This is a genomic window from Actinokineospora auranticolor, assembly GCF_041897805.1.
Classification (GTDB): domain Bacteria; phylum Actinomycetota; class Actinomycetes; order Mycobacteriales; family Pseudonocardiaceae; genus Actinokineospora; species Actinokineospora auranticolor.
This window is the reverse complement of the sequence record NZ_CP154825.1, coordinates 5,665,845-5,691,171: the sequence shown is the minus strand read 5'-3', so window position 1 is coordinate 5,691,171 and position 25,327 is coordinate 5,665,845. Positions and strand designations below refer to the sequence as shown.

The 25,327-nt window shown below is 71.6% G+C and carries 23 protein-coding genes and 1 pseudogene; 14 read left to right on the top strand and 10 right to left on the bottom strand.

All coding sequences use genetic code 11. From position 1 onward, the window contains the following. Positions 1–292: 292 nt before the first annotated feature. Positions 293–490 (bottom strand): hypothetical protein, encoded by a 198-nt coding sequence (locus tag V5P93_RS24785; RefSeq protein WP_104480241.1) that lies wholly within the window; start codon positions 488–490, stop codon positions 293–295. On the opposite strand from V5P93_RS24785, the gene V5P93_RS24780 reads away from it, so the two are divergent. Next, positions 489–956, top strand: coding sequence for a MarR family winged helix-turn-helix transcriptional regulator (locus V5P93_RS24780; protein WP_104480240.1), 468 nt, complete (start codon positions 489–491; stop codon positions 954–956). The genes V5P93_RS24785 and V5P93_RS24780 overlap by 2 nt on opposite strands. Before the next feature lie 34 nt (positions 957–990). Further along, a complete protein-coding gene (locus V5P93_RS24775; RefSeq protein ID WP_342752275.1) occupies positions 991–1,893 on the top strand; it encodes a MerR family transcriptional regulator in 903 nt (300 codons plus the stop codon). Between the two features lie 108 nt (positions 1,894–2,001). Here the strand turns inward: V5P93_RS24775 and V5P93_RS24770 are convergent, their stop codons facing one another. Both V5P93_RS24770 and V5P93_RS24765 read right to left on the bottom strand, forming a co-directional pair. Continuing rightward, on the bottom strand, positions 2,002–2,190 hold the full coding sequence (locus V5P93_RS24770; RefSeq protein WP_104480238.1) for a hypothetical protein: 189 nt from the start codon (positions 2,188–2,190) through the stop codon (positions 2,002–2,004). A 161-nt stretch (positions 2,191–2,351) separates the two neighbouring features. Continuing rightward, entirely contained in the window at positions 2,352–4,364 is a 2,013-nt protein-coding gene (locus tag V5P93_RS24765) for a prolyl oligopeptidase family serine peptidase (RefSeq protein ID WP_245931372.1), read from the bottom strand. 133 nt (positions 4,365–4,497) lie between these two features. Between V5P93_RS24765 and V5P93_RS24760 the strand changes: the two genes are divergently transcribed. The 3 genes from V5P93_RS24760 (at position 4,498) to V5P93_RS24750 (ending at position 7,827) form a co-directional block, all read left to right on the top strand. Beyond that, positions 4,498–4,920, top strand: coding sequence for a pyridoxamine 5'-phosphate oxidase family protein (locus V5P93_RS24760; RefSeq protein WP_104480237.1), 423 nt, complete (start codon positions 4,498–4,500; stop codon positions 4,918–4,920). 469 nt (positions 4,921–5,389) lie between these two features. Next, positions 5,390–7,264 (top strand): PEP/pyruvate-binding domain-containing protein, encoded by a 1,875-nt coding sequence (locus V5P93_RS24755; RefSeq protein ID WP_219824019.1) that lies wholly within the window; start codon positions 5,390–5,392, stop codon positions 7,262–7,264. Beyond that, complete coding sequence (locus V5P93_RS24750; protein ID WP_219824018.1) at positions 7,210–7,827, top strand: PEP-utilizing enzyme; 618 nt, start codon at positions 7,210–7,212, stop codon at positions 7,825–7,827. The genes V5P93_RS24755 and V5P93_RS24750 overlap by 55 nt, the downstream gene beginning before the upstream one ends. Positions 7,828–7,854: 27 nt before the next feature. On the opposite strand, the gene V5P93_RS24745 is transcribed toward V5P93_RS24750, so the two are convergent. The 3 genes from V5P93_RS24745 to V5P93_RS24735 all read right to left on the bottom strand — a co-directional run bounded on the left by V5P93_RS24745 (position 7,855) and on the right by V5P93_RS24735 (position 9,692). Further along, positions 7,855–8,196 (bottom strand): hypothetical protein, encoded by a 342-nt coding sequence (locus V5P93_RS24745; protein ID WP_104480236.1) that lies wholly within the window; start codon positions 8,194–8,196, stop codon positions 7,855–7,857. A 255-nt stretch (positions 8,197–8,451) separates the two neighbouring features. Continuing rightward, positions 8,452–9,261, bottom strand: coding sequence for a hypothetical protein (locus V5P93_RS24740; protein ID WP_146108101.1), 810 nt, complete (start codon positions 9,259–9,261; stop codon positions 8,452–8,454). A 248-nt stretch (positions 9,262–9,509) separates the two neighbouring features. Beyond that, the gene (locus V5P93_RS24735) at positions 9,510–9,692 is read right to left on the bottom strand and encodes a hypothetical protein (protein ID WP_104480234.1); all 183 of its coding nucleotides are present in this window, start codon (positions 9,690–9,692) and stop codon (positions 9,510–9,512) included. A 125-nt stretch (positions 9,693–9,817) separates the two neighbouring features. Between V5P93_RS24735 and V5P93_RS24730 the strand changes: the two genes are divergently transcribed. After that, positions 9,818–11,320: a hypothetical protein gene (locus tag V5P93_RS24730; protein ID WP_146108100.1), complete on the top strand. Its 1,503-nt coding sequence runs from the start codon at positions 9,818–9,820 to the stop codon at positions 11,318–11,320. 1,307 nt (positions 11,321–12,627) lie between these two features. On the opposite strand, the gene ligD is transcribed toward V5P93_RS24730, so the two are convergent. Beyond that, a complete protein-coding gene (gene ligD, locus V5P93_RS24725; protein ID WP_104480232.1) occupies positions 12,628–13,587 on the bottom strand; it encodes a non-homologous end-joining DNA ligase in 960 nt (319 codons plus the stop codon). 377 nt (positions 13,588–13,964) lie between these two features. Between ligD and V5P93_RS24720 the strand changes: the two genes are divergently transcribed. Together V5P93_RS24720 and V5P93_RS24715 are read left to right on the top strand one after the other, a co-directional pair. Beyond that, positions 13,965–14,660 carry a nucleotidyltransferase domain-containing protein gene (locus tag V5P93_RS24720; RefSeq protein ID WP_245931371.1) on the top strand — a complete coding sequence of 232 codons (696 nt, stop codon included), beginning with the start codon at positions 13,965–13,967 and terminating at the stop codon, positions 14,658–14,660. A 410-nt stretch (positions 14,661–15,070) separates the two neighbouring features. Continuing rightward, positions 15,071–15,244 (top strand): annotated as a pseudogene (locus tag V5P93_RS24715) (thymidine phosphorylase); the annotation flags it as partial. Between the two features lie 498 nt (positions 15,245–15,742). Here the strand turns inward: V5P93_RS24715 and V5P93_RS24710 are convergent. Continuing rightward, positions 15,743–16,939 carry an NAD(P)/FAD-dependent oxidoreductase gene (locus V5P93_RS24710; RefSeq protein WP_104480231.1) on the bottom strand — a complete coding sequence of 399 codons (1,197 nt, stop codon included), beginning with the start codon at positions 16,937–16,939 and terminating at the stop codon, positions 15,743–15,745. Then, positions 16,927–17,520 (bottom strand): PadR family transcriptional regulator, encoded by a 594-nt coding sequence (locus V5P93_RS24705; protein ID WP_374065074.1) that lies wholly within the window; start codon positions 17,518–17,520, stop codon positions 16,927–16,929. Before V5P93_RS24705 ends, V5P93_RS24710 begins: the two co-directional genes overlap by 13 nt. A gap of 1,660 nt (positions 17,521–19,180) precedes the next feature. Here V5P93_RS24705 and V5P93_RS24700 point away from each other — a divergent pair. The 5 genes from V5P93_RS24700 to V5P93_RS24680 all read left to right on the top strand — a co-directional run bounded on the left by V5P93_RS24700 (position 19,181) and on the right by V5P93_RS24680 (position 23,688). Further along, complete coding sequence (locus V5P93_RS24700) at positions 19,181–19,738, top strand: molybdenum cofactor guanylyltransferase (RefSeq protein ID WP_104480230.1); 558 nt, start codon at positions 19,181–19,183, stop codon at positions 19,736–19,738. A 62-nt stretch (positions 19,739–19,800) separates the two neighbouring features. Next, positions 19,801–20,874: a MoxR family ATPase gene (locus tag V5P93_RS24695; RefSeq protein WP_181043581.1), complete on the top strand. Its 1,074-nt coding sequence runs from the start codon at positions 19,801–19,803 to the stop codon at positions 20,872–20,874. Between the two features lie 65 nt (positions 20,875–20,939). After that, the gene (locus tag V5P93_RS24690; protein WP_181043589.1) at positions 20,940–21,821 is read left to right on the top strand and encodes a DUF58 domain-containing protein; all 882 of its coding nucleotides are present in this window, start codon (positions 20,940–20,942) and stop codon (positions 21,819–21,821) included. 2 nt (positions 21,822–21,823) lie between these two features. Next, positions 21,824–22,807: a VWA domain-containing protein gene (locus V5P93_RS24685; protein WP_104480289.1), complete on the top strand. Its 984-nt coding sequence runs from the start codon at positions 21,824–21,826 to the stop codon at positions 22,805–22,807. 218 nt (positions 22,808–23,025) lie between these two features. Then, the gene (locus tag V5P93_RS24680) at positions 23,026–23,688 is read left to right on the top strand and encodes a hypothetical protein (protein WP_104480228.1); all 663 of its coding nucleotides are present in this window, start codon (positions 23,026–23,028) and stop codon (positions 23,686–23,688) included. A gap of 128 nt (positions 23,689–23,816) precedes the next feature. Here the strand turns inward: V5P93_RS24680 and V5P93_RS24675 are convergent, their stop codons facing one another. Continuing rightward, positions 23,817–24,443, bottom strand: coding sequence for a DUF2461 family protein (locus tag V5P93_RS24675; RefSeq protein ID WP_104480227.1), 627 nt, complete (start codon positions 24,441–24,443; stop codon positions 23,817–23,819). A gap of 162 nt (positions 24,444–24,605) precedes the next feature. Here V5P93_RS24675 and fabG point away from each other — a divergent pair, with 162 nt between their 5' ends. Next, entirely contained in the window at positions 24,606–25,310 is a 705-nt protein-coding gene (fabG, locus tag V5P93_RS24670; RefSeq protein ID WP_104480226.1) for a beta-ketoacyl-ACP reductase, read from the top strand. The last annotated feature ends 17 nt before the right edge of the window (positions 25,311–25,327 follow it).

The following is a 25,327-nucleotide window of genomic DNA, read 5'->3' as shown; positions in this document are numbered from 1 at the left end:
CCATTCCCGCTCGGCTGGGCTACTCCTGCTCGGCTGGGCCATTCCCGCTCGGCTGCGCTACTCCCGCTTGACTGGGCCACTCCCGCGCGTGGCTCCCGATCGTGTCGACCCGATTCCGCGCATGCCACAGAGATCCCCCGCCTGGCCAGGGGGTCCCCGGATTTCAACGCTATCACCGGCCGGTGCGGGAAAACGGTGTGGCGGAAGACCTGTGGACAACTCGGTGGGATGTGGAGAACCATCCTTTTCGGTCCTGCCGCGCGCGTCGCACCCGCGGGTTCCGTCGTCCCGATCACCGTGCGGGCGCCCGGGATCCCGCGCGGTCGGCGCGAGCCCGCCCGGCGCCCGGTGCCCTGAACGATCCGCGCGACGCCGCCCGCGGCAGCGCGGTCGCCGCCGCGTCCAGGTCCGCGGGCACCCGCGCGACCCACGCGACCACGGTGACCGCGTACTCCGCGAACCCGGACCGGGCAAGTACCGTATTCGCCATGCCGCAGCCCCAGGGAGCCCGCAACCGCCTCGACGAAGCCGTGTGGCTGGTGGACCGGCTCGCCGAGCACGCCCAACGGGCCCTGCGGGACCGCTTCGCCGAGCACGGCATGCACAAGCGGCACTACGTGGTGCTCGCCGCGCTCGCCGAGACCGGGTCGGCGTACCAGGACGAGCTGGGCAGGCTGCCCGGGCTCGAGGGCTGCGACCTCGTCGCCCTGCTCGACGGCCTCAAGGCGGCCGGGCAGGCGGACCGCAAGCCGCACCCGGTCAACCGCCTGCGCAACGTCGTCACCCTCACCGACGAGGGCGCCCTGGCGCTCCAGCGGCTCGACGTGCGCGTGCGCGAGACCGAGTCCGAGATCCTCGCCCCGCTGTCGCACACCGAGCGCGACCAGCTCGTGGCGCTGCTCAAGCGCGTCGCGCCCGCGGGCGACCTCAGGTCACGGAAAGATAACCCCGCTTGAGTCTCCACCCACTGGAACCTCCACGCTGATCCGTGTGACCGACCTGTTCACCATCGGCCAACTGGCCGCCCGCACCGGGCTCCCGGTGCGGACCATCCGCTTCTGGTCCGACAGCGGGGTCATCCCGCCCACCGACCGGTCGACGGGTGGTTACCGCCTCTACGACGTCGAGGCGGTGGCCCGGCTGGACCTGGTGCGCACCCTCCGCGACCTCGGCCTCGACCTGGACACCGTGCAGCGCGTGCTGCGCCACCAGGTCACCCTCGCCGACGTCGCCGAGGCGCACGTGCGCGCCATCGACACCGAGATCCGGACCCTGCGGCTGCGCCGAGCGGTCCTGCGGTCGGTCGCGCAGCGGGGAAGCTCGACAGAGGAGATGAGACTGATGCACAAGATGGCCCGGTTGTCCGCCCAGGAGCGGCAGCGCGTCATCGACGAGTTCGTCGACCGGACCTTCGAGGGGGTCGACTCGGCGGCCCCGGGTGCGGGCATCGCTCAGGCGATGCGGGGCCTGCCCGCCGACCTGCCCGAGGAGCCGACCGCCGACCAGGTGGACGCCTGGGTCGAGCTGGCCGAACTGGTCGCCGACCCGGACTTCCAGGCCCGCGTGCGCGAGATGGCCGTCGCGGGTGCCGAGGGCGCGCCGGTGGCGGGCGACCCGGACCCGGCGAAGGTGGTCGAGCACGCCGTGCCCGCGCTCGACGCGGGGGTCGCGCCGGAGTCGGCGGAGGGTCGGGAGGTCCTGCACCGGATCATCCCGGCCGACCTGCCCGCCGCGGACCGCGTGGCCGCCGCCGACCGGCTGGACCGGTTCGCCGACCGGCGGGTCGAGCGGTACTGGGCGCTGCTGGGGGTCCTCAACGGCCGTGAGCCGTTCCCGCCGCGCGTCCCGGCCTTCGAGTGGTTCTCGGCGGCGCTGCGCGCGCACGGGGCGTAACCATCCACAGTGGAGTGATAACGGGGACGCGCCTGCCGCCGGTCGGTGGTCCGCCCCCACCGGCGGCGGCGCGCGCGTCCCCGCTCCCTCACCCCTGGGAAGCGCGAACTACCCCACCTCGTGGTGGCAGGGGACCGCGACCACCGGCTGCGGGGTCGGCGGCGCCGCCGGTCTGACGCTGGCCCGTGCCTGGAGCTCCACCTGCTGCGCACCCACGAGCTGGTAGGACCCGGTCGAGAGCGGGATCGTCGCGAAGAGCAGCGCGACGGCACCCAGAGCCCTCGTGTACGGCCGCATGGGCGTTCTCCTTGTGCGTGTCGGTAGGCCGATTACACCCGTTCAACGCGCGCGCGTAATGACGGTTCTTCGGGGGACAGTGACATTCGTTCCCATCACCCGGCCCGGCCGCGGCTTGCGACCGGGCGCTCGCGAAGTCGGCCCGGCACCGTCCCGGCGGGTCATCCCAGCAGGTCGGGGCGGTGCCACTCCTCACCGAGGACGTGCTGGGCCAGGAACGCCAGCACCGTGGCGTACCACAGCTTGACGTTGCCGGGCGCCTGCACGAAGTGGTTCTCGTCCGGGAAGTACAGGAACCGGTGCGGGTGCGACTCGCCCGCGTGCGAGCACAGGTCCCACCACAGCCGCAGCGCCTCGTTGATCGGCACCCGGTAGTCGCGGTCGCCGTGGATCACCAGCACCGGGGTGCGGACCGCGGCGGCGAAGTGGTGCGGCGAGTTCGCCTCCGCCATCGCCGGGGTCATCTCGCGGCGGAAGTCGTGCGCGATGTCGGCGGTGTCGGTCGACTGGTCCAGGTCCCACACCGACGCGTGGCTGACGATCGCCCGGAACCGGTCGGTGTGCCCGGCGATCCAGTTGACCATGTAGCCGCCGAACGAGCCGCCCATCGCCGCGGTGCGCGCCGGGTCGAGGTCCGGGCGGGCCAGCGCGGCGTCGGTGATCGCCATCAGGTCCGTGTACGGGCTGGTGCCCCACGCGCCCCAGCCGCGGCGGATGAAGTCGATGCCGTAGCCGGTGGACAGCGCCGGGTCCGGCATCAGCACCGCGTAGCCGCGGGCCACCGGGATCCACGGGTTCCAGCGCCACGACCAGTTGTTGCGGGAGAGCACCGGGCCGCCGTGCACCCACAGCAGCAGCGGCGCGGGGGAGTCGGGGGAGGCGTCCGGCGGCAGCGTCAGCCAGGCGCGCAGCGGGGTGCCGTCCGCGGCGGTCGCGGTGACCTCGGTGAGCGTGCCGCGCACCGCCGCCGTCGCGCCCAGGGCCTCGGCCGGGCCGGGCAGGGGCGTGGTGGTGCCGTCGGCCAGGTCCACGCGGACCGGTGCGGGTGGGCTGTCTATGGCGGAGCGCAGCGCGTAGACCCAGCGGCCGTCGGGGGAGACCCGGGGGTCGGTGTAGGCGCCGTCGTCGTCGGTCAGGCGGGTGACCTCGCCGGTGGTCGCGTCCACGCGCCACAGGGGGGAGCGGCCGAAGTGGTCGGCGGCGCAGACCAGGGCGGTGCCGTCGGGGGTCCACTGGGGCGCGTGCGGCCAGCGGTCCCAGTCGGCGGTCAGCGGGGTGACCGCGCCGCCCGCCAGGTCCACGACGCCGAGCCATCGGTCGCCCGGGTCGTGCGGGTCCTTGCGGCGGTGCACGACGACGGCGACCCGGGTGCCGTCGGGGGAGACACGGGGCGCGTCGTACTCGTGCCCGGGGTCGTCGGCGACGACCCGGCGCGCGCCGGTCGCGCTGTCGACGGCGACGAGCGTGTAGCGCTGGGACCCGCACGGCTCGGTGACCGCCCAGGTGGTGACCACCGTGGAACCGTCGGGGGTGACGTCCCAGGCGCTGTCCTCGCCGAGCGCGCGGCCGACGTGGCCGGTGAGGTCGCGGGGGCCGCCGGGGTCGAGGACGAACAGCCGGGGGCGGTCCGGGCCGAGGTGGCGGTCCCAGTGCCGGATGGGGAACTCGTCGTGCAGGATCGCCGACACGCCCGCGTCCTCGCGCCGCGCGCGCAGCGCCTGGTCGGCGCCGAGGTCGGTGGCGGACGGCAGCATGCCGGAACCGAACACGACAGTCCCGTCCGCGCCCACCGCGACCCCGCGCACCCCGCCCGGCGGCCGCGCCACCACCCACGGCTCGCCACCCGACCGGGGGAGCACCCACAGCGCCTGCCCGTCGTCCGCGCCGGGCTCCGGACGGGTCGAGGTGAACAGCAAGTCACCCGTCGGTGTGAACCCCGCGCCGGTCTCGCCCTCCGCGCCCCTGGTCAGCCGCCGCGCCTGCCGGACGCCGTCGGGGTCGATCTCCCACAGCGCCTTGGCGTGCCGGGTGCCGGTGTGGTCCGGGGTCGCCGCGCCGACCACCAGCGCGCGCCCGTCCGGGGCCAGCCAGAGCCCGGCCACCTGCGGCATCGCCAGGTAGCCGTCGAGGTCGGCCAGGGGGCCCGCTGCGGGCTCGTCCGCGTCGAAGATCACGTCTCCTTATACCGAACGGGGTGACAGCGGCGTCCGGAGAGGTCGAGCGGGTGGACCGTCACCGGAACAGGGGACAAGACCCGTGGTTTGCGGCGCGGACCGGCCGGTCGGTGTTCTGTCGTATGTTGGGATCATGGCATTGAGCGTGGAAGAACGTGAGGAGTTCCTGGCGCAGCCCCACATCGGCGCCTTGGCGGTCGCCGCGGAGGATGGCAGAGCACCGCTCGTCGTGCCCATCTGGTACCAGTACGAGCCCGGCGGCGACCTGTGGATCCACACCGGCGTCGATTCGCGCAAGGCCCGTCTCATCGCGGCGGCGGGCCGGTTCTCCCTGATGGTGGAACGCCTCACGCCGACGGTCCGGTACGTGTCGGTGGAGGGCCCGGTCGTCCGCACGGAACCCGGCACCCCGGAAACCCTGCGCGAGATGGCCACCCGCTACATCGCCCCAGAGCGCCTGGAGGAGTACATCGAGTTCGCCACCGAGAACCACGGCGAAGCGATCACCATCCACCTCCACCCGGAACACTGGCTCTCCGCCGACCTGGGCGAGTAGTCCCCCGCGGAAGTTGTCCACAGGCCCCTTCGAGTCCCCGACTTCCCTTGGCCGGAACCGCTATCCTGACCAAGACCTGAGGCGTTCCTGCACGCCGAGCCCCACCGGCTCGACGACCTCGACCAGGCACCGGCACACACAACGGGACCGAACCACGGCCCCGCGATGGCGCGCGGATCCACGCACCTGGGTTCCCTGACTCGACCCACTGGGAGCGTTTCCGGGCCGTGACGCCCGCGTCCTGTTATCCCGTCCGAGGTTGGCCGCTGTGCCGGCGTCGGCGGCGGGTGCGCGCGGGGTCGCCGGTGATCGGCGGTGCCATGGGTGCCGTGGAGGTGGCCGGGAGAGGTACCACCCGTGTCCGCCGCGGCCGGGACCTGATTCCCGCTCACGGCACCGCGTCCGCGGGGATCGGGTGGCTCGAGTGGTGTCCCGGGCGGGGGTTGCCTTGCCTGCGACGATGTCCCGCATGAGCGACGCGGTGGTCCTGCCCCTCGACGACCCCGCGGCCGACCCGGCCGCCGTCGGCGGGAAGGGCGCCGCGCTGGCCCGGCTGGCGCGGGGCGGGCTGCCCGTCCCCGACGGCTTCCACGTCACCACGGCCGCCTACCGCGAGTTCCTCTTCCTCGACACCCACCACGGCGACCCGGCGGGCTTCATGCGCTGGGCCGTACCGCCCGCGGTGATCCGGGAGGTCGCTCGCGCGTACGCCGACCTCGGCGGCGGCCCGGTCGCGGTCCGCTCGTCGGCCACGGCGGAAGACCTGCCGGAGCTGTCCTTCGCCGGTCAGCACGACACCTTCCTCGCCGTCGAGGGCGCCGACGCCGTCCTCGACGCCGTGCGCCGGTGCTGGGCGTCGCTGTGGACGGACCGCGCCGTGGCCTACCGGGCGCGGCACGGCGTACCCGACGACGGGCTGGCCATCGCGGTCGTGGTGCAGCGCATGGTGGACGCGACGTCCGCCGGTGTGCTGTTCACCGCGAACCCCGACACCGGCGACCCGACCGAGACGGTGATCAACGCCGCGTGGGGCCTGGGCGAGGCCGTGGTGGGCGGCCAGGTGACACCGGACACCCACACCGTGTCCGGTGGCGCTGAAACGCGCCGTCACATCGCCGACAAGGCCGTCATGACCGTGTGCGCTCCCGAGGGCACGCGGAACGTCGCCGTGCCCGAAAACCGCCGCCGCGCCCCGGTACTCGACGAAACCCAGGTCCTGGCCTTGGCCGCCATCGGACGCGACATCCAGGACCTCTTCGGCGTCCCCGTGGACGTCGAGTGGGCGGCCCACCCGGGCGGCTTCGCGATCCTCCAGGCCCGCCCGATCACCACCGCCGTCGCCGAGGTGTGGAACGACAGCCTGCGCGGCGACTACCTGTGGACCTCCGCCAACGTCGGCGAGGCCATTCCCAGCGTCATGACCCCCGCCACCTGGTCCCTGGTCCGCGAGCTGTCGTCGGCGACCGTCGGCGGCCACCCCACCACCGGCAACATCGGCGGCCGCTTCTACCTGAACCTGAGCCCCCAGGTCGCGGTAGGCCGCGCCCTGGGCCTGGGCGGCCTCGTCCGCCGCCGGACCGAACGCTCCTTCGGTCGCGTCCCGCGCGGCGTCGAGATCCCCGGTCTCCCCATGTCCCGTCGCCAGGTCCTGCGCGCCGCCGTCGCCACAGCCGTGCCGATGCTCAAGCAGGTCCGCGAATACCGCAAACGCCTCCCCGAGCTACTGGCCCGCACCCCCGCCCGCTGCGCGTCACTACGCGACCGAATCACCAAGTGCACCACCAAAGGCGAACTGCTCGCCCTCTGGCGGTCCGACATAGACGCACTGCTCCGCCGAGACTGCGCCACCCTCGACGCGGGCGCCCGCACCGGCGGGGCGGGTCAACGCGTGACGGTGCGGCTGCGCGCACTGGCCGGGGACGACGCCGTACTCCTGACCACGGGCCTCCACGACACCGAACAACTCGCGAGCCTCGGCCCCTTGGTCGGTCTGGCCCACCTCCGCGACGGCGACCTGGACCAGGAGACCTACGTCCGCCACTGGGGCCACCGCTGCGCCGACGAGTTCGAGGTCTCCGCCCCGCGCCCTACGAGGACCCGACCTGGCCCACCCGCGAGCTGGCCGCTCTCCACCCCGACCCCCTGGACCTCCTGGCCCGCCAGTCCGAAGCGCGAGCGGACGCGTGGCGTCACCTGGAAACCACCCACCCCCGCCGCGCCCCCCGACTCCGCCGCGCCGCCGACCGCGCCGCCGAGACGGCCCGCGCCAGGGAACGCGCCCGCTCCGAGATGGTCCGCACCTTCACCGTCTTCCGAGCCTTCTACCTCCGCGCCGCCACCCTGACCACCCTCGGCGAAGATATCTTCTTGCTCACCTTCCCCGAAACCCTCCTCTTACTGGCAGGCGACGAAACCCCACTCGCCGCCCTCCCGCCCCGCCGCCAAGCCCTACGCACCTACCGCGCCCTTCCGCCCTACCCGCCCATGATCAGAGGCGAGTTCGACCCGGTCACCTGGGCGTCCACCCCCGACCGCAGAACCGACATCCACACCAAGAACCCGCCACCCCACCGGTCCGCAACGGAGATCACTGGCCTCCCCGGCCTGCCGGGCATCATCACCGGAACAGCCCGCGTGGCCACAACGGTGGAAGAGGCACAGTCCCTACGCCCCGGCGAAATCCTCGTGGCCCCCGCCACCAACATCGGCTGGACCCCGATCTTCCCCAGAGCCGCCGCCGTGGTCACCGACATCGGCGCCCCGCTGTCCCACGCCGCCATCGTGGCCAGAGAACTGGGCATCCCTGCCATAGTCGGTTGCGGCGACGCGACAACGAGACTGTCCACAGGAGACACCGTTCGAGTGGACGGCGCCAAGGGCACGGTCACCCTCAACCCACCCGACTGACCCGACCCGCACCCCGCCCGGCAACCCTCACTGCCCGAACGAGTACCGCAGGTCCGCGTTGATCAACTCGTTGACGCGCCTGCGCAGGTGGCCCACGAGCGACGCGTCCGGTGCCGGCTCGTCCACGGTCAAGATCCAACGCAGCGCCGTTCCCATCCCACGCGGCGCCAACTCGAACCGCACCACCGCGTCCGCCCGCCGCACCCACAACGACGACCACACCACCAAAGACGGCGACACCGCCTCCACGACGTCAGGAACCCGCTCGTCCGCCAACAACCGCAACCACCGCGGCGACCGCTCCACCAACGCCTCGAACACCACCCACGGCGGCGGGGGCTGGTCTCGCCGTCGGTTCCCGATCTCCACCTCCCGACCTTAACCGTCCCCGCCACCGGATAACCCGACGAGGCTCGACATACTCCCTTCGGGGGCGGTGTTGCCGGATCTTTTCTCCGCCGCTCACGGCCAATCCGCGTCAATGTCCGACCGATATCGGTCGTGGCCGAGGTGAGATTCGAACCGAAGTCCCTGCCTGCTTCCTTAGAGGCATGATTGACACCTCTGTGCCAGCCCAGGCCGCCCGTGGCGAATTTCCGCGTGCGCTCGAGACGTTACATGAATTCACTCGAATGGGGCCGCGAGAATGCGAGCGATTGGCCGCCCAGCGCGTTCCTTCGACCCGTCCGACGAAATCTCGCCAAACCGACCGGGGCGCGCGAAAACGCGATCGAATGGCCGCTCGCTGTGGTAGATCTGATCGCGTCGCCATAAGGAGGTCAGGTGGCTGGAGAATCTGACGAGCGGACGAGCCTCCGCCCGTTCGACGGTGTAGTGGACGTCGTCCGACTGGTCGAGCGCCTCACCGAGCGGCCGCAAGTCGGCGAGGCCCCGGGCGGATGGGGACGGCGCTCCGGCAGGCACCGCGGCATCCCGATGGTCTGCTTCGTCCGCGAAGCCGACCACGGCGACCTGCTCCCCGCCCTCGCCGGTTACCTCCGCTCGGCGCAACCGACCCGCGTGCCGCAAGCCCTGCGCGCCTTCCCCGTCGACGACGCCGTCGACCGGGCCAAGTCGGAGGTCGAGCTGGTCGCCGAGGTGCTGTGGGAGTGCGCGCGGACGCTGTCCTCCGGCGGCAACGTCCGCTACGGCCGCTTCCCCTTCCGCCGGTTCCAACTCGTCCACTGGCTGATGTCCCAGCGACTCGCGGGCGACAACCTGGACACCGTGGTGGAGCTGCGCAACAAGCTCCGCAAGCGCGACATCGTGCAGAAGCGGGCGAAAGGACTCGCCGCCGACCCGGCCCACCAGGCGCTCGAGGACAAGACTCCGTGGTGGGCGAAGTTCCTGCTCGCGGTCCTCCCGCCGGTGCTGTTCACCTCCCGGTTGCGGGGGTTCGGCCCGGGCGGCGCCGAGTACCGCTGGTTGCTCCACCAGCCCTACCTCGCGCCCCACGACCCGGGTACCTTCCTCGGGTTCGCCGAGCGGCTGACCGCCACCCTCGGCCCCCGCGCCGTGTCGGAACCCGTGGCGGACCCGGACCAGCTGGTCGAGCTCCTCGTGAACGCCTTCCTGGAAGACGTGCGGCGCGCCTACCAGCGACGCGTGTGGCGCCCGCGGGGCTGGCGGCGGACCGCCTACCCCGCCCTCCTGCTCGACGGCATCACCCGGGTCAACGGCGGCTACGCCCTGCTCAAGACGATCAACGACGTGCGCAACGACACCGGCGCGTTCGACCCGCTGGTCGTCATCAGCGGCAGCGAGAAGGTGCCGCCCGACGCGGCCAACCCGGAGGAGGGCCGCTCGCCGAACCCCTCCAGCCCCGCGTCGGGCGCGGGGCAGGCGTACGAGGCGTGGCGGTACAAGTTCGGCCGGGACAGCCGGGTCCCGTCGCCCCACCGCCTGGTACCTGCCGATCGTCATCCCCTCCGAGGCGGCGGAGGACGTCGCCGTCCCCGCGCGGGACGCGATGGAGGTCAGGTCGGCGCCGATGTGGTCCCGCACCTGGCTGCTGACGTTGGTCCCGGCTGTTTTCGTCGGCGCGGTCGGCTTTGTCGGCTACACCTACTTCGACAACGTCCGGACCCAGACCGCGCAGGACGGGTACGCGCACTGCGGCAAGGATCCCGAGTCGGCGGGGGCGCGCCACCTCGTCCGCGTCGGCAACGACTGCGTGGGCGTGACCGAGGGCGACGTCCCGTTCCTGGCCAACGCGGGTCCGCTGCGCAGCCAGAAGATCGATCGCTTCCACACCGTGCAGGGCGTGGTCCGGAACCAGAACGCCGAGGTCGCCGCGGCGGAGAGCAGGCCGGTGGCGACGATCGTGTTCGTGACCGCGCTGAGCGCGCGGGACGACTCGCTGACCGCCAACACCTACCGGCTCATGGGCGTCGCGGCCCAGCAGCGCGCCCTGCTCCGGCGGAGCAACCGCAGCGACCCGCTGCTGCGCATCCTCGTCGCCAACGCGGGCGACGAGATGAAGCACGGCGGCCTGATGGTGGACAAGATCAAGGAACTCGTCGCCGAGGACCCCACCGTCATCGGCGTCGTCGGGCTCGCGCAGAGCCGTCAGCCGACCCTCGACACGGTCCGGGCGCTCGGGAACCTCGGTCTGCCCAGCATCGCGGTGACCCTGCCGGCGGACACCCTGGTCGACCAGTCCCGCACCTACTACCAGGTCTCGCCGACCAACCAGCGCCAGGCCGACGTCGTCGGCTACATCCACGACCAGCTCGCGACGACGTCGATCATCGTCTACCGGTCCGACGACAAGGCCGACATCTACAGCGCCAACCTCGCCGAGGACGTGTTCGAACGCGGCACGGGCCTCGGGATGCGCGTCGACATCGTCGGCTACCAGCCGGAAGGGGCGCCTGCCGACAAGACGAGCGCGCGCGAGGTCTCGGACAAGGCGTGCGAGCGCCCGGACCGGCCCGCGGTGTTCTTCGCGGGCAGACCCGCCGACTTCCAGCGCTTCCTGGACGGCTACTCCAGCAGGCCCTGCGCCAACCCGCCCCGGCGGATCGTCGCGGGCGACGACATCTCCCGGTACGTCGCGTCGATCGGTTCACGCAGCGACGTCCCGTTCGACTACGTCTCCTTCGGCCCCACCACACCGCGCTGCGACGGCATCGGCGACCTCCAAGCAGGCGCCCGCGACCTCTTCGACGACTGCGCCGACGGCAACCACTTCACCCAAGACGGCCAGGCGGCCTTGACCTTCGACGCCACCGCCGTCTTCGCCACCGCCGTCGGCCGCCTCGGCAACGTCCCCATCTCACCGGGCGCGGTGTGGCGGGAGATCGACCAGATCAACGGCGCGGCCGCGCTCAACGGCCAAAGTGGACTGATCGACCACGCGGGGAGCCGGGTCCCGATCCGCAAGTTCATCACCATCCTCGCCGTCTCCGTCAACCCCCTGGAACCGGTCGCGTCCTGCGGCAAGGGCCCCGCGACCCCGGACTCCCCTCCACAAGCCGCGTGGTGCCCGTAGACGCTGTCCCGCATCCGCGGCCCCTGACCGCACGAGCGGAAAGCCCAAGCACAACCCGGTACGCGCGGCTCCCGCCCGGATCACGAATCCCGCGCACCGGACTTGCCGGACAGCGTCCAGACGAGCCCAGGTCGCGAGCCTCGCAACGAGCACGGCCACGTGTCCTGGATCGCGACCGCGCTGTTCAGCCACCCGAACCCGCCCCGCGCACCACTGGGCCGCTTCAACTGGTCAAGCGGTTGCGAGCCGGCAGTCCGCGTTGCCGGCGGGTCGAACTCGTCGTCGCCGCGATCACCCTCGGCGCCGATGCCGGACAGCGCCTGGTCGAGCCGGGGTCGGGGGCCCGCGCGGTGGCCTGAACGGTTGCGGCTCCGTGCTGGATCGCGACCGCGCTGTTCAGCCACCCGAACCCGCCCCGCGCGGCACCACTTGGTCAACGGCAAAGCTTGACATCGGCGGCGGCGTGATCACCGGCGGACGTGCGATCTCGTGGACGTCGTGGAGGTGCGCCGCGGCGTGATCTGCCCGAGCGCTGTGGCCCACTTCAACCGGCTCAAGCGGCTGCGCGATCCGGCAACCCGCGTTGCGACCGGGCCGAACTTGTCATCGCCGCGATCACCCCCGGCGCCGATGCCGGACAGCACTTGGGCGAGCTAGCGTCGTGGAGCCCGCGCGGTGGCGTGAACGGTTATGGCTCCGTGCTGGATCGTGACCGCGCTGTTTACTCACCCGAACCCGCCCCGGGCGGCGCCGCGCACCTCTGGGGCTGCGGCAAAATAGTTCGGGCTGCTCGATATCGGCGGCGTGATCACCGGAGGATGCGCGGTCTCCTGGACGTCGCGGAGGTGTTTCGCGGCGTGATCTGCCCGAGCGCTGTGCGCCGCTTCAACCGGCACAAACGGTTGCGCGGCCCGGCAGTCCGCGTTGCGACTGGGCCGAACTTGTCATCGCCGCGATCACCCTCGGGCGCTGATGCCGGACAGCGCCTGGGCGTACCCGGTCGTGGGGCCCGCGGGATGGTGTGAACGGTCGTGGGTCCGTGCTGGATCGCGACCGCGCCGTTCACCCACCCGAACTCGCTCCGGGCGGCGCCGCGCACCTCTGGGGCTGCGGCACGCGGTTCGGGCTCGACCTCGGCGGCGGATGCGCGGTCTCGTGGACGTCGCGGAGGTGTTTCGCGGCGTGATCTGCCCGAGCGCTGTGGGTCGCTTCAACCGGCACAAGCAGTTGCGCGGCACCCTGCAGTTGCCACCGGATCGAACTCGTCATCGCCGCGATCACCCCCGGGCGCCGATGCCGGACCCGCGCTAATCGGGGTCCGTGGGGTGGTTGCCGGTGTCTCGCTCCTCGCGCTCCGCCCGGTCGAGCAGGTCCTCCAGCCGGTAGGCCGTGTCGTCGATGGGGGAGTGGAGGTCGCCCAGTTCGGCGAACCGCGCGGGCACCGTCGCGATCGTGCAGTCGCGCGGGTCGACCGCGTCCAGTTCGTCCCAGCGCAGCGGTGTCGAGACCGTCGCCTCCGGCACACCGCGCACGGAGTAGGCCGAGGCGACGGTGTGGTCCCGCGCGTTCTGGTTGTAGTCGACGAACAGCGCCGACGGGTCCCGGTCCTTGCGCCACCACGTCGTGGTCACCTCGTCCGGCGCCCGCCGCTCCACCTCCCGCGCGAAGGCCCAGGCCGCTCGCCGCACGTCGCCGAAGCCCCACTCCGGTGCGATCCGCACGTAGATGTGCAGCCCGCGGCCCCCGGACGTCTTCAGCCACCCCGTCGCGCCCAGCTCGTCCAGCACCTCGCGCGCCACCCCCGCGACCCGCCGGACGCGGGCGAAGTCGCAGTCCGGCATCGGGTCGAGGTCGATGCGCCACTCGTCCGGCCGCTCGGTGTCGGCCCGCCGCGAGTTCCACGGGTGGAACTCCACAGTGGACATCTGCACCGCCCACGCCACGTCGGCGAGCCGCGTGACGCACAGCTCGTCGGCGTGCCGGTTGTACCGGGGGAAATGCACCCGCACCGTCTCCAGCCACGGCGGCGCCCCGTTCGGGACCCGCTTCTGGTGCACCTTCTCGCCGCCGACCCCGCTGGGGAACCGGTGCAGCATGCAGGGCCGCTCCCGCAGCGCCCGCACGATCCCGTCACCCACGGCCAAGTAGTAGTTGACCAGGTCCAGCTTCGTCTCCCCACGCGCCGGGAAGTACACGCGGTCCGGGTTGCTCACCCGGACGGTGTGGTCACCGACCTCGATCTCGACGGCCGGACTGGTGCTCGCCATAGGTCCGACGGTAATACCCAGTTCACCAATACGCCCCTTACCTGGAATAACACCCGGCCCCGCCGGGACGATCTCCCGGGCAGAACCCTCATCCACCACGGCGGCTGAGCCAACCGGACCAGTCATGTCCCAGAAATTGTGGGACACCCCCACCGACCCACGAACGGCGACACCATGGACCGAATGCGGCCACCACCCCACACCCGAACCCCGGCTCACACCCGATCCTCGGGTCGCCCCTCAACCCTGACCTACATCCGATCCTTGGGTCGCCCGGTAACTCCGGCTCACACCCGATCCTCGGGTCGCCCCGCAACCCCGGCCTGCTCCCCACCTCCGTCGCCCACCGTGCCCAGCCACCCCGGGCGGGTGGCCAGGTGAACAGCACGGCCGAGCGGATCGCGCGCGAGGTCCTCGCCGACCGCTACCCCGAGGCCCTCGCCGCCGTCCTCGCGGGCAGCTCCGCCATCGGCGGCGACACCACCACCTCCGACGTCGACCTGATGCTGCTGCTCCCCGGCCACGCCGCACACCGCGACACCCTCCGCAGACGGGAGCGGGTCGTCGAGGTGTTCGCCCACACCGAGGAGTCCTTCCGCACCTTCGTCGAACGCGAAACCGCCGCCCGCCGCTCCCCGACCCTGCACATGTGGGCCACCGGCCGCCTCCTCCTCGACCGCGACGGCGTGGGCACCGAACTCCAGGTGGAAGCCTCCGCCCGGTTCGCGGCGGGCCCACCCCCGCTCGCCAAGCGCGAGACCGACAACATCCGCTACCGCATCACCGACCTCCTCGACGACCTCGCGGGCACCCCGACCCCCGGCGAAGCGGTCTTCGTGGCCGCCCGCCTCCTCACCGAAACAGCCGAACTGGCCCTCGCCCACCACGGCCGTTGGCTCGGCACCGGCAAGTGGCTCTGGCGTCGCCTGCGCTCCGCCGAACCCGCCCTCGCCCAAGAGCTGGTCGTGGCGTTCCAGGACGTGGCGAACCAGGGCCCCGACCGGCTGCTGGCCGCGGTCCACACAGTCCTGTCCCGAGTAGGCGGCCCCTTACGCGAGGGCTACCGGCGCTAGCTCCCGATCGAGGTCCACCGGGGCACCTCCTGGCCGGTGCCCCGATCTCATTGTGTAGGAACGGTTCCGGACTTGGGTAGCCGGTTCCGGAGCCTGTAGATGGTTGGTGGGCATGTGGACAACCGAGCCCAACCCCGCCATCCGCGCTCCGCGCGGCCCCCCACCCACACCGATCTCGCCCGCGCCGCAACAGCGCCGACGGGGGCTGTGGACAAGTCGATGCGAACGTCCGCGCACTCGTGGATGCTGATATCCGGCGCCAACATCCAGGACAAGGCGGGGCGGCCGATGGCGCGTGTGACGTCGACGAGGTTGTCGATGGCACAGGCGTCGATGGCAAGGCGCCCGGACCAGGGCCAAGCGAGGCCGCGATCGGCGGATGGCCGATCGCGAGAGCTGCCGCGCGCCCACTCGACGGCGACCGACCCACCGTGGACAAGCACTCCACCAGCGGCGTCGGCGACAAGATCACCCTGCCGCCAGCGCCCCTGGTCGCTGCCCACGGCGCCGTTGCCCCGCAACTCTCCCGCCGCGGCCTCGGACCCACCGGCGCCACCCTCGACATGCTCGACGCCGTGCTCGGCCACTTTCTCGCTCGCCCGCATTGCTGTGCACCGGGAGCCTTGCTCATGGTCGCTATACCCGTAGCGTGCCGCTTCGCACGCGTCGACGTTGTTGTGTGCTGGGAAGATGGCGTTGCCTGTCGTCGCCACTCCCGTGCCGGGCCTGCTCGCGCCCGTCGGCACTGTTGCGTGGCGGGGCTGGCGTTCCCTGCGGTTGCACACTCCCGTGGCGCCCGACTTGGGCGCGTTGGCGTTCTTGCGAGGTGGGAGGGCTGGCGTCTCCTGCCAGCGCTACCTCTGTGCCACGTCTGCTTCGCGTGCGTTGGCGTTGTGTTCCATGCGCGGCGACTAGGTGGCTCCGTTATCCGAGCCCCTTGGCCGTCCGTCGCGCAACACCACAACTGCGGCGTCGGTGAACTGCTCGCGCGGCGCTGCGGCGGCTGCGGGCTGCCTCGTCCCGGTTCGCCGACCCCGCGCGGGCGGATACCCGCCCCTCCCACCAAAGCGGCCAGGCCCGTTTCAGGCCGTCAGCTTCTCGTCCCAGTTGATGGTGTGGGAGTGGGTTTCGCCGAACATGCGACGTGGGGTGATGACGGTCTTGGTCAGGATGGGCATGATCATCGCGGTCAGAGCGCGGGCGACGGGACCGGCGGCCTTCGTGTTGTTGGTGCGGCGGGCGGCGGCGATGATCTTCTCCACGCGCGGGCGGCGGAGGCGTTCGTAGGTGGTGAGGGCGGTTTCGAGGTCGTCGATGTCGCGGAGGCAGCGGGCCAGTTGGACGGCGCTCTCCACCGTGATGGACACGCCCTGACCCGAGCTGGGGGACGGGGCGTGGGCCGCGTCGCCGACCAGGACCATGCGGTCGCGGTGCCAGTGGGGCACCGTGGGCAGGATCTCCATCGCCCCGGTCACCTCGAGGTCGCGCGCACCCGCCAGCACCTCGCGGGCCGGGTGGTCGTCGGCGTGCGCCTCGCGGACCCGGCGCAGCCACTCCGACGTCGGGACGGCGCGGGCCTCGGCCATCGACAGCGCCTTCGGGTCGGGCAGGTTGCTGAACCAGAGCGTGCCGCTGCCGTCGGAGGCCGCCCAGTACCCGAAGAACGCGCGCTTGCCCTGCGCGAAGTGCATGACGTCGGGTCCGCCCGACCCCTCGACGGGCGGACCCCAGCCACCGACACCCAGCAGCCCGACCGGCTCCGGGCCGGGCGCGGAAGGGTCGATCAGGCCGCGCACCGTGGAGCGGATGCCGTCGGCGCCGATCAGGATGTCGCCGGTGGCCTTGGTGCCGTCCGCGAACACAGCGGTGATCGCGGACGCGCTCTCCTCGACGCGCACGAGCCGCTTGCCGTACTCGACCCGGACGCCCTTGGCCGCGGCGTTGTCGTTGAGGACGCGGTAGAGGTCGGACCGGAACAGCGTCCGGCTCGGCGGCAGACCGGGCAAACCGTTGAAGGCCATGACTTTGCGGCCCTGACTGTCCTCAATGACCATCGTCCGCGTCGGCTGGCCGAGGCCGCGCAGCTCATCGGCGACCCCCACCGCAGCGAGCGCGTTCAGCCCGTTCGGCGCCACCTGGACGACACCACCGACCCCGTCAGCCGGGCTGTCGTACGACTCGTGGATCACGACGTCGACACCCGCGCGCCGCAGCGCCGCCCCCACGACCGGCCCGGCGATGCCGCCCCCGATGACCAGCGCGGTCTTTACCGCTCCCATGTCTGTTTCCCCTCGTCGAACATCTCGTGCCAGGCGCGGACGTAGTCCGTGCTCTTGAGGGCCTCGATGAGGGTGGTGACGAACCGGCGCTCGGCGTCCAGCACGGCCAGGCGGTAGTTCTCCTCGACGAGGAAGACCCACAGCACGCCCTGGTCGAGCGTGCTCTCGGTTTCCCTGCTGATCGCCTCGGCCTCGCGGTCGAGCGCGGCCAACCGCTCCCCGAGCAACCCGACCGCGACGGTCGGTTCGAGGACGCCGAGCAGGGACAGCGCGACCCCGAACTTGGGGTACTCGTGCTCGGGTTTCGCGACCAGCTCACGCATCCAGTCGTCCAACTCGACCCGCCCGGCGTCGGTGAGCGCGTAGACGGTGCGCTCCGGCCGGGCGGTGTCCCGCACGGTTTCCTGCTCGGCGATGAAGCCCGCCTTCCGGAGCTGCTCGACGACCATGTAGAGCGAACCCCGGTTGTACTTGATGTTGCGGTCCTTCCCGGTCTCCTTGAGCCTGCGCCCCATCTCATAGGGGTGCAGGGGCTCGAGGAGCAGGTTCGCCAACACCGCCAACGCCAGCGGATTGCCCACCGAACGCCTCTTGGCCACCACACCCTCATCTCTAGCCAGGACCAACTATCCTGACCCAACTAGTCAGTGTCAACTATTCAATCCGGACCATAGTCAGCCTGCCACGGCACGCCGCCCCCGAACCGCAAGACCTATCCTCGACGCCCCCGGCCGCGCCACCCGCCCTACCCGGCACGCCCGAAGTGAACGAAAATGAGCAGAACGGCCGACAAAGCCCCAGGTCAACAAGTGTCGTCCCCGCGCACGCGGGGCTGCTCCGGACTCGGCGTCCACGTCGAGGTCGGAGGCGATGTCGTCCCCGCGCACGCGGGGCTGCTCCCTCGCCGCTGCTCACGCTCCAACGGCTCGGCGCGTCATCCCCGCGCACGCGGGGCTGCTCCGGTGGGCGGTCCCTCCCTGGTCACGCTGTGGATGTCGTCCCCGCTCACGTGGGGCTGCTCCCACCGACACGATCGACGCCCTGGTGTGTGAGGTGGTCGTCCCCGCGCACGCGGGGCTGCTCCGGTCGTCACTGGGTGGCGGCAGGGGGAGAAGATGTCGTCCCCGCGCTCGCGGGGCTGGTCCCGACCTGGAGATCCTCGAACGCGCCCTTGAGCAGCCGTCCCCGCGCATGTGGGCTGCTCCGCGGTACGAGACCGCCGCCAGCAAGATCCAGGTGTCGTCCCTGCGCACGCGGGGCCGCTCTGAGCCGACTGCGCCGCGCGATGGAGACCCTGGGGTCGTCCCGCGCACGCTGGGCTGATCCCCACCAGCCCTGCAGGGGCGAGGTGGCGTATCCGTCGTCCTCGCGCACGCGGGGCTACTCCCACCGCGTTCGGCACTGCGGTGGCCTGTCCGATGCCGTCCCCGCGCACGCGGGCTGCTCCCGCCTGCTTGGCCAGCGCGGGGTTGCGGCAGGCGGCGTCTCCGCACACGCGCAACTGCTCCGTCGGAGCAGTTGGAGAACAACACGCTGGCGATGTCGTCTCCGCGCACGCGGGCTGCTCCGGACCCATGTGGTGCGCGAGAGTTGGTGGAGGCGTCATCTCCGCGCACGCGGGGCTGCTCCGCCGGTGGTGACGCGCCAGCCTGAGAACACGAAGTCGTCCCCGCCCACGCGGGCCGCTTCGAACGGTCTGTGCGGTGCCGAGGCCAGCACGCGTCGTCCCCGCCTACGCGGGGCTGGTCCCAGGATGATGCCTAGGAAGAAGATCGCCCCGGTGTCGTCCCGCACCCGCGGGGCTGGTCCGACACTGCCCAGGCGCCCGACCTGCCCGGCCATGTCGACCCCGCGCATGCGGGGCTGGTCCGCCCGCAGGGCTGATCGTTCTCGGGGGTCGAGATCATCCCCGCGCACGTGGGCTGCTCCCGTCAACGCCTGCCGTTTCCTCCAGCCGGGTTGCCGTCCCCACGCACGTGGGGCTGGTCCGCTCGTCTCCGATGGGCTGCTCGCCGAGGGCCAGTCGTCCCCGCGCACGCGAGGCTCGTCCTGCCGCGCTCATCGACGGGCCATCGAGCTCGGGTTGTCCGCGCGCATGCGGGGTTGGTCCCGTGATGACCAGCGCCACGACGGTTGCCCCGAAGTCAGCCAGAGCTGGTCGCGTCCTCCGCGCCGATCGCCCTAACGCGTTGGTTCGGTAGCCCCGTCCGCAGCGGGGCTTCTCCGCGCCGAAGTGTTCTCATGGTGCACGTGGAACAGCCATGGTCCGCCGTCGTCCTCGCGGGCGGAGCCGGACGACGCCTCGGCGGTGTCGACAAGCCCGGCCTCATCATCCGAGGCCGAACCCTCCTCGACCGCGTCCTCGCCGCCCTCCCCGGCGCCCACGAGATCGTCATCGTCGGCCCCAGGCGCGAAACCGAGGCAAAGGTCCGCTGGACCCGCGAACCCACCCCCGGCTCCGGCCCCCTCGCCGCCCTGGCCGCCGGCCTCGACCTCATCACCACCGACCGAGTCGTCCTCCTCGCCGCCGACCTCCCGCAAATCACCCCCACCACCATTACCCGCCTCCGCCAGGCGGTCACCCACACCGGTGCCGTCCTCACCGACAGCGACCACCATCCCCAGTGGCTCCTCAGCGCCTGGCCCACCGACCTCCTCCGCCGAGCTCTCCCGGCGGACTCCGCCAACGCCTCCCTCCGCGGCACCCTCACCCCGCTGTCACCCGTCCGAGTGGACGATATGGACGGTTCCGCCCGGGACATCGACGTTCCCAGCGATCTCGACGCGTTCCCAGAATGAGTTCACAGGGCTCTCACCGTCGGTGCGGTTGGCTGTACCCGGAACCGTAGGCTTAGAGGAGGATGCCGGTGACCGAGCCTGGGCAGGCCGAGCTCGCGAGCGAGACGCCCACCACCCCCGCGCGCGACGCGCAGTTGCTCGAACGGACCGTGTTCGAGGTCAAGCGGGTGATCGTCGGGCAGGACCGCCTGGTCGAGCGGATGCTCGTCGGTCTGCTGGCCAAGGGGCACCTCCTCCTCGAGGGCGTCCCCGGCGTCGCCAAGACCCTCGCCGTCGAGACCTTCGCCCGCGTCGTCGGCGGCTCGTTCTCGCGCGTGCAGTTCACCCCCGACCTGGTGCCCGCCGACATCCTCGGCACGCGCATCTACCGGCAGGGCAGTGAGCGCTTCGACGTGGAGCTGGGGCCGGTGGTCGCCAACTTCGTGCTCGCCGACGAGATCAACCGCGCGCCCGCGAAGGTGCAGTCGGCGATGCTGGAGGTGATGGCCGAGCGGCACGTCTCCATCGGCGGCAAGACCTTCCCCATGCCGACGCCGTTCCTCGTGCTGGCCACGCAGAACCCGATCGAGAACGAGGGCGTCTACCCGCTGCCCGAGGCGCAGCGCGACCGCTTCCTGTTCAAGATCATCGTCGAGTACCCCTCCGTCGAGGAGGAGCGCGAGATCGTCTACCGGATGGGTGTCACCCCTCCGGAGCCGAGTCAGGTGCTGACCCCCGAGGAACTCGTCCGGCTCCAGGGCGTCGCCTCCAGTGTCTTCGTGCACCACGCGCTCGTCGACTACACCGTGCGGTTGGTGCTCGCAACGCGCACGCCCGCCGAGCACGGGCTCAGCGACGTTGCGGGCTGGATCGCCTACGGTGCTTCGCCGCGTGCGAGCCTTGGCATCGTTGCGGCTTCGCGGGCTCTCGCACTGGTGCGCGGCCGGGACTACGTGTTGCCGCAGGACGTCGTGGACGTGGTCCCCGATGTGCTGCGCCACCGGCTCGTGCTCTCCTACGACGCGTTGGCCGACGGCGTGCCGATCGACCACATGATCTCCCGCGTCCTGCAGACCGTGCCGCTCCCGCAGGTCTCCGCGCGACCCCAGCAGCCGGTCGGGCACCCGGCGGCGGCCGGGGTGAACGGCAGGCCGTGAGCAAGCAGAGGAACACCGACGGCGAGCGCCCGAACTGGGTCCCCCCGGTGCTGCGCGGCGACCGCATGGAGGCGGGGCTGCGGCTGCTGGAGATCGACGTCCGGCGCAGGCTCGACGGCCTGCTGCAGGGCAACCACCTCGGTCTCGTGCCGGGTCCCGGCTCCGAGCCCGGTGAGGCCCGCCCGTACCAGCCCGGCGACGACGTGCGCCGGATGGACTGGGCCGTCACCGCGCGCACCACGGTCCCGCACATCCGCGAGACGGTCGCCGACCGCGAGCTGGAGACGTGGGTGGTGGTCGACCTGTCCGCCAGCCTCGACTTCGGCACCGCGGGCTGCGAGAAGCGCGACCTCGCCGTCGCGGCCGTGGCGGCCATCGCGCACCTGACCCGGGGCGGCGGCAACCGCATCGGTGCGTTGATCTCCACCGGCGAACGCACCATTCGCGTCCCGGCGCGCGGCGGGCTCGCCCACGCGCGCGGCCTCGTCCGCAAGGTCGCGGAAACCCCCCGCGCGACGGAGGGTGTGCGCGGCGACCTGACGCAGGCGATCGAGCAGCTGCGCAGACCACCGCGCCGCCGCGGGCTCGCCGTGGTCGTCTCGGATTTCCTCGGCGACACGGAGTGGCAGCGCCCGCTGCGCGCTTTGTCGCTGCGGCACGAACTGATTTCGGTCGAGGTGGTGGACCCGCGTGACGTGGATTTGCCGGACGTCGGCACCGTCGTCCTGGCGGACCCGGAAACCGGTCGTCAACGCGAGGTGACCGCTTCCCCTTTGCTGCGCAAGGAATTCGCCGCCGCGGCCGCGGAACACCGGGACGCGGTGGCCGCGGGCATTCGCCGGGCGGGCAGCGGACACCTGGTCCTGCGCACCGATTCCGACTGGATCGCCGACACGGTGCGTTTCGTCGTGGCCCGCAAACGCCGCTGGTCGGGGGGTGCGGCGTGACGTTGAGTTTCCGGAACTTCTCCGCCCCCTGGTGGTTCCTGCTCCTGGTGGCGATCGGCGCGCTGGTCGTCGGTTACGTCATGGTGCAACGCATGCGCCGCAAGCGGACGCTGCGCTTCACCAATCTCGAACTCCTGGAAAAGGTCGCGCCGAGAGGTCCGAGCCGCCTGCGGCACATCCCCGCGATCGTGCTCGTCCTCGCGCTGATGCTGTTGACCACGGCCATGGCGGGCCCGACGGCCGAGCAGCGGGTCCCGCGCAACCGGGCGACGGTCATGCTGGTCATCGACGTCTCGCTGTCCATGGAGGCGACCGACGTCGCGCCGACGCGCCTCAAAGCGGCCCAGGTGGCGGCCAAGTCGTTCGCCGAGGGCCTGACCCCGGGCGTCAACCTCGGCCTCATCACCTTCGCCGGCACCGCGACGGTCCTGGTCGCCCCGACCACCGACCGCGGCGGCGTCGCGAAGGCCATCGACAACCTGAAACTCGCCCAGTCCACCGCGACCGGCGAGGCCATCTTCGCCGCCCTCCAGTCGATCGACGGCTTCTCCCAGGTCGTCGGCGGCCCGGACGGCCCCCCGCCCGCGCGCATAGTCCTCATGTCGGACGGAAAACAGACCATCCCGACGGAGAACGAGGACGACCCCCGCGGCTCCTTCACCGCCGCCAAAGCCGCCGCGGAACGCAAGATCCCCATCACCACGATCTCCTTCGGCACCGCCGACGGCACGGTGGAAATCGAAGGCCGCACCCAATCGGTAGCCGTCGACGACGACGCCATGAAAGAAATCGCCTCCCTCTCCGCGGGCGATTTCTACAAGGCGGCGACGGCCGACCAACTCCGCAAGGTCTACGACACCCTCGGCGAGCAGATCGGCTACGAGATCAAGGAAGCCGACGCCAGCCGACCGTGGCTCATCCTCGGCACCATCGCGGCACTCATCGCCGCCGCGGGCTCCCTCGTCCTGAGCCAACGGCTACCCTGACCGCGAAAGCGCCCGGCCACCCACCAGGCCGGGCGCCCAATCCGAACGCGAACCGGGAACAAGGCCACGCCTGTCCATCCATGGAATAGCGGGCACCACCACTGGTCAATTCCTGGACAACCGCCTCCGCGCCGCGCGAATTCCGCGACAACGGTCCGTGAACCGCCGTTTGGCAAGATCGACAACCACTACCTTGCCGGTGCGGGAGATGGCCCGTCGTGCTGCCCGCACAACAGGCGATCGGATCCTGGATCAACAACAACACCGAGGCCGCGATCGCCTTGGTCATGCTGGTGGTCACCATCCTCGGCTACGCGGGGAACCTGTGGCTCAAGCGCATCGCCTACCGCGTGCACCTCGACGCCCCGATCGGCGTCACCCCGCGCGAAGCGCCGGACATCGACCTCATCGAGGTCGAGCCGCGCGACAAGGGTCGACTGGTGCCGGATCCGGCGTTCGCGCTGGTCCGGATCACCAACTCGGGGAGCAGGGAGATCCACGAGAGCGACCTCACCAGCTCCCTGGTGCTGCTCTCCGGCGTGGCCACCGAGAAACCCGCGGTGGTGTGCCGGAACTTCCCGCGCGGCGGTCGGATCATCCGGGACACCACCAAGGGCAACGGCCGCAGCCTGGTGTTGGGCGGTCTGGCCCTGGTCGTCGTCAGCGCGTCGACCACCGTGCTGCTCGCGGACGGCGCCGGCGGATTGGTCGGCAAGTGCGCGGAGGGCACCCTCGAGGTCGCCGGGTCGAGCGCCTTCGCGGACGTCACGAACACGATCGGCCCGCAGCACGAGTCGGACTGCTACCGGTCTGGGTCGTCGAGTACTCCTACGGCCGCGGCAAGGACGACGGACCGCTCAGCCGCTTCCTCACCTACCTGACCTCCGAGACGCCAAGGCCGTCCTGCGCGACCGGGGCTACTTCCCCCGCGGCGACCCGTGGCCCAACGTCGTCGCCAACGGCGCGCGGAAGCACCCCCGCGACCGACCCACTGTCCACACCAGACTGATCACACCTGCTCCGGCACGTGCCGCGCCAGCCAACCGAGCAGCTCCGCCAGTTCCTCCGTCGCGTTCAACACCTCCGCCAACGCCTCCGCCGAGTGCAGTGACTCCTCCGAGCACACCGCCCGCGATGCCACCATCGACCGGTACCGCAGCAGTTCCGCGCGCGGGTGCGACGGCGGGTACTCGCGGGGTGCGCGGCGCATCAGGTCGCCGTGGAGTTCGTAGTCCTTGGGGAGTTCCGCGATGATCCGCTCCAGTTCGCAGCCGCTGTCGTCCTCCGCCACCGCCGCCCGGAACCGCCGGACCTGGGCCGGGTCGGGGTAGTGCCAGGCGCCTTTGACGTGCAGGCCGTCCAGGTCGAAGCGCAGGCCGATCTCGACGTTGCGGGCCAGGCGGACGATCGCGCCCTGGTGCTGCCACCACCACACGTTCTTGCCGTAGTGCCAGACCGAGTAGTCGGCGAACCGGGGGTTGGCCGACGCGAGGCCGTCGAGCAGCGCGAGCATCGGGCGGCGCACGAGCCGCTCGCGGTCGGCGCGGACCCGGTCCCTGGTTTGCTGGGTGGGGATCCCCTCCAGCTTCAGCAGTACCTCGTACGCCTGTTCGGGCCAACCGGTGAACTGGGGCATGACACCACATTCTATCCGGTCTGCGATCACACAGTGAGACCGATTCGGCGCGCAGAGCGACGAATCACGGTACCGGCGAGTACACCCGGCCGCGCACGGCGCCCGCCACCCCGCCAGATAGCCTCACTGGCGACGGGTTCCCGGTGGACAGGAAGCAGGGCAATGGGCAGGTCGGTACTGGTCACGGGCGGCAACCGGGGCATCGGACTGGCGATCGCGCGGGCCTACCAGGCCCAGGGCGACAAGGTGGCGATCACCCACCGCGGTTCCGGCGCCCCCGAGGGCCTCTTCGGCGTGCGCTGCGACGTCACCGACTCGGCCGCCGTCGACGCGGCGTTCACCGAGGTGGAGGCCGAGCACGGCCCGGTCGAGATCCTCGTGGCCAACGCGGGCATCACCGACGACACCCTCCTCATGCGAATGGATGAGGAGCAGTTCACCCGGGTGATCGACGCCAACCTGACGGGTGCCTGGCGGGTCACCAAGCGCGCGACGCGCGGCATGCTGCGCGCCCGCTACGGCCGCATCGTCTACATCTCCTCGGTCGTCGGCCTGCTCGGCTCGCCCGGCCAGGTCAACTACGCCGCCAGCAAGGCCGGTCTGGTCGGCATGGCCCGATCCATCGCCCGCGAGCTCGGCTCCCGCGACATCACGGCCAACGTCGTCGCCCCCGGCTTCGTCGCCACCGACATGACCGACGCCGTCTCCGAGGACCGCCGCAAGCAGATCCTCGCCTCCGTGCCCGCGGGCCGCTACGCCAGCCCGGAGGAGATCGCCGCCGCCGTCACCTTCCTCACCTCCGAGGGCGCGGGCTACATCACCGGCGCGGTGATCCCGGTCGACGGCGGCCTCGGCATGGGCCACTAGCACTTTCCTTACCGCAC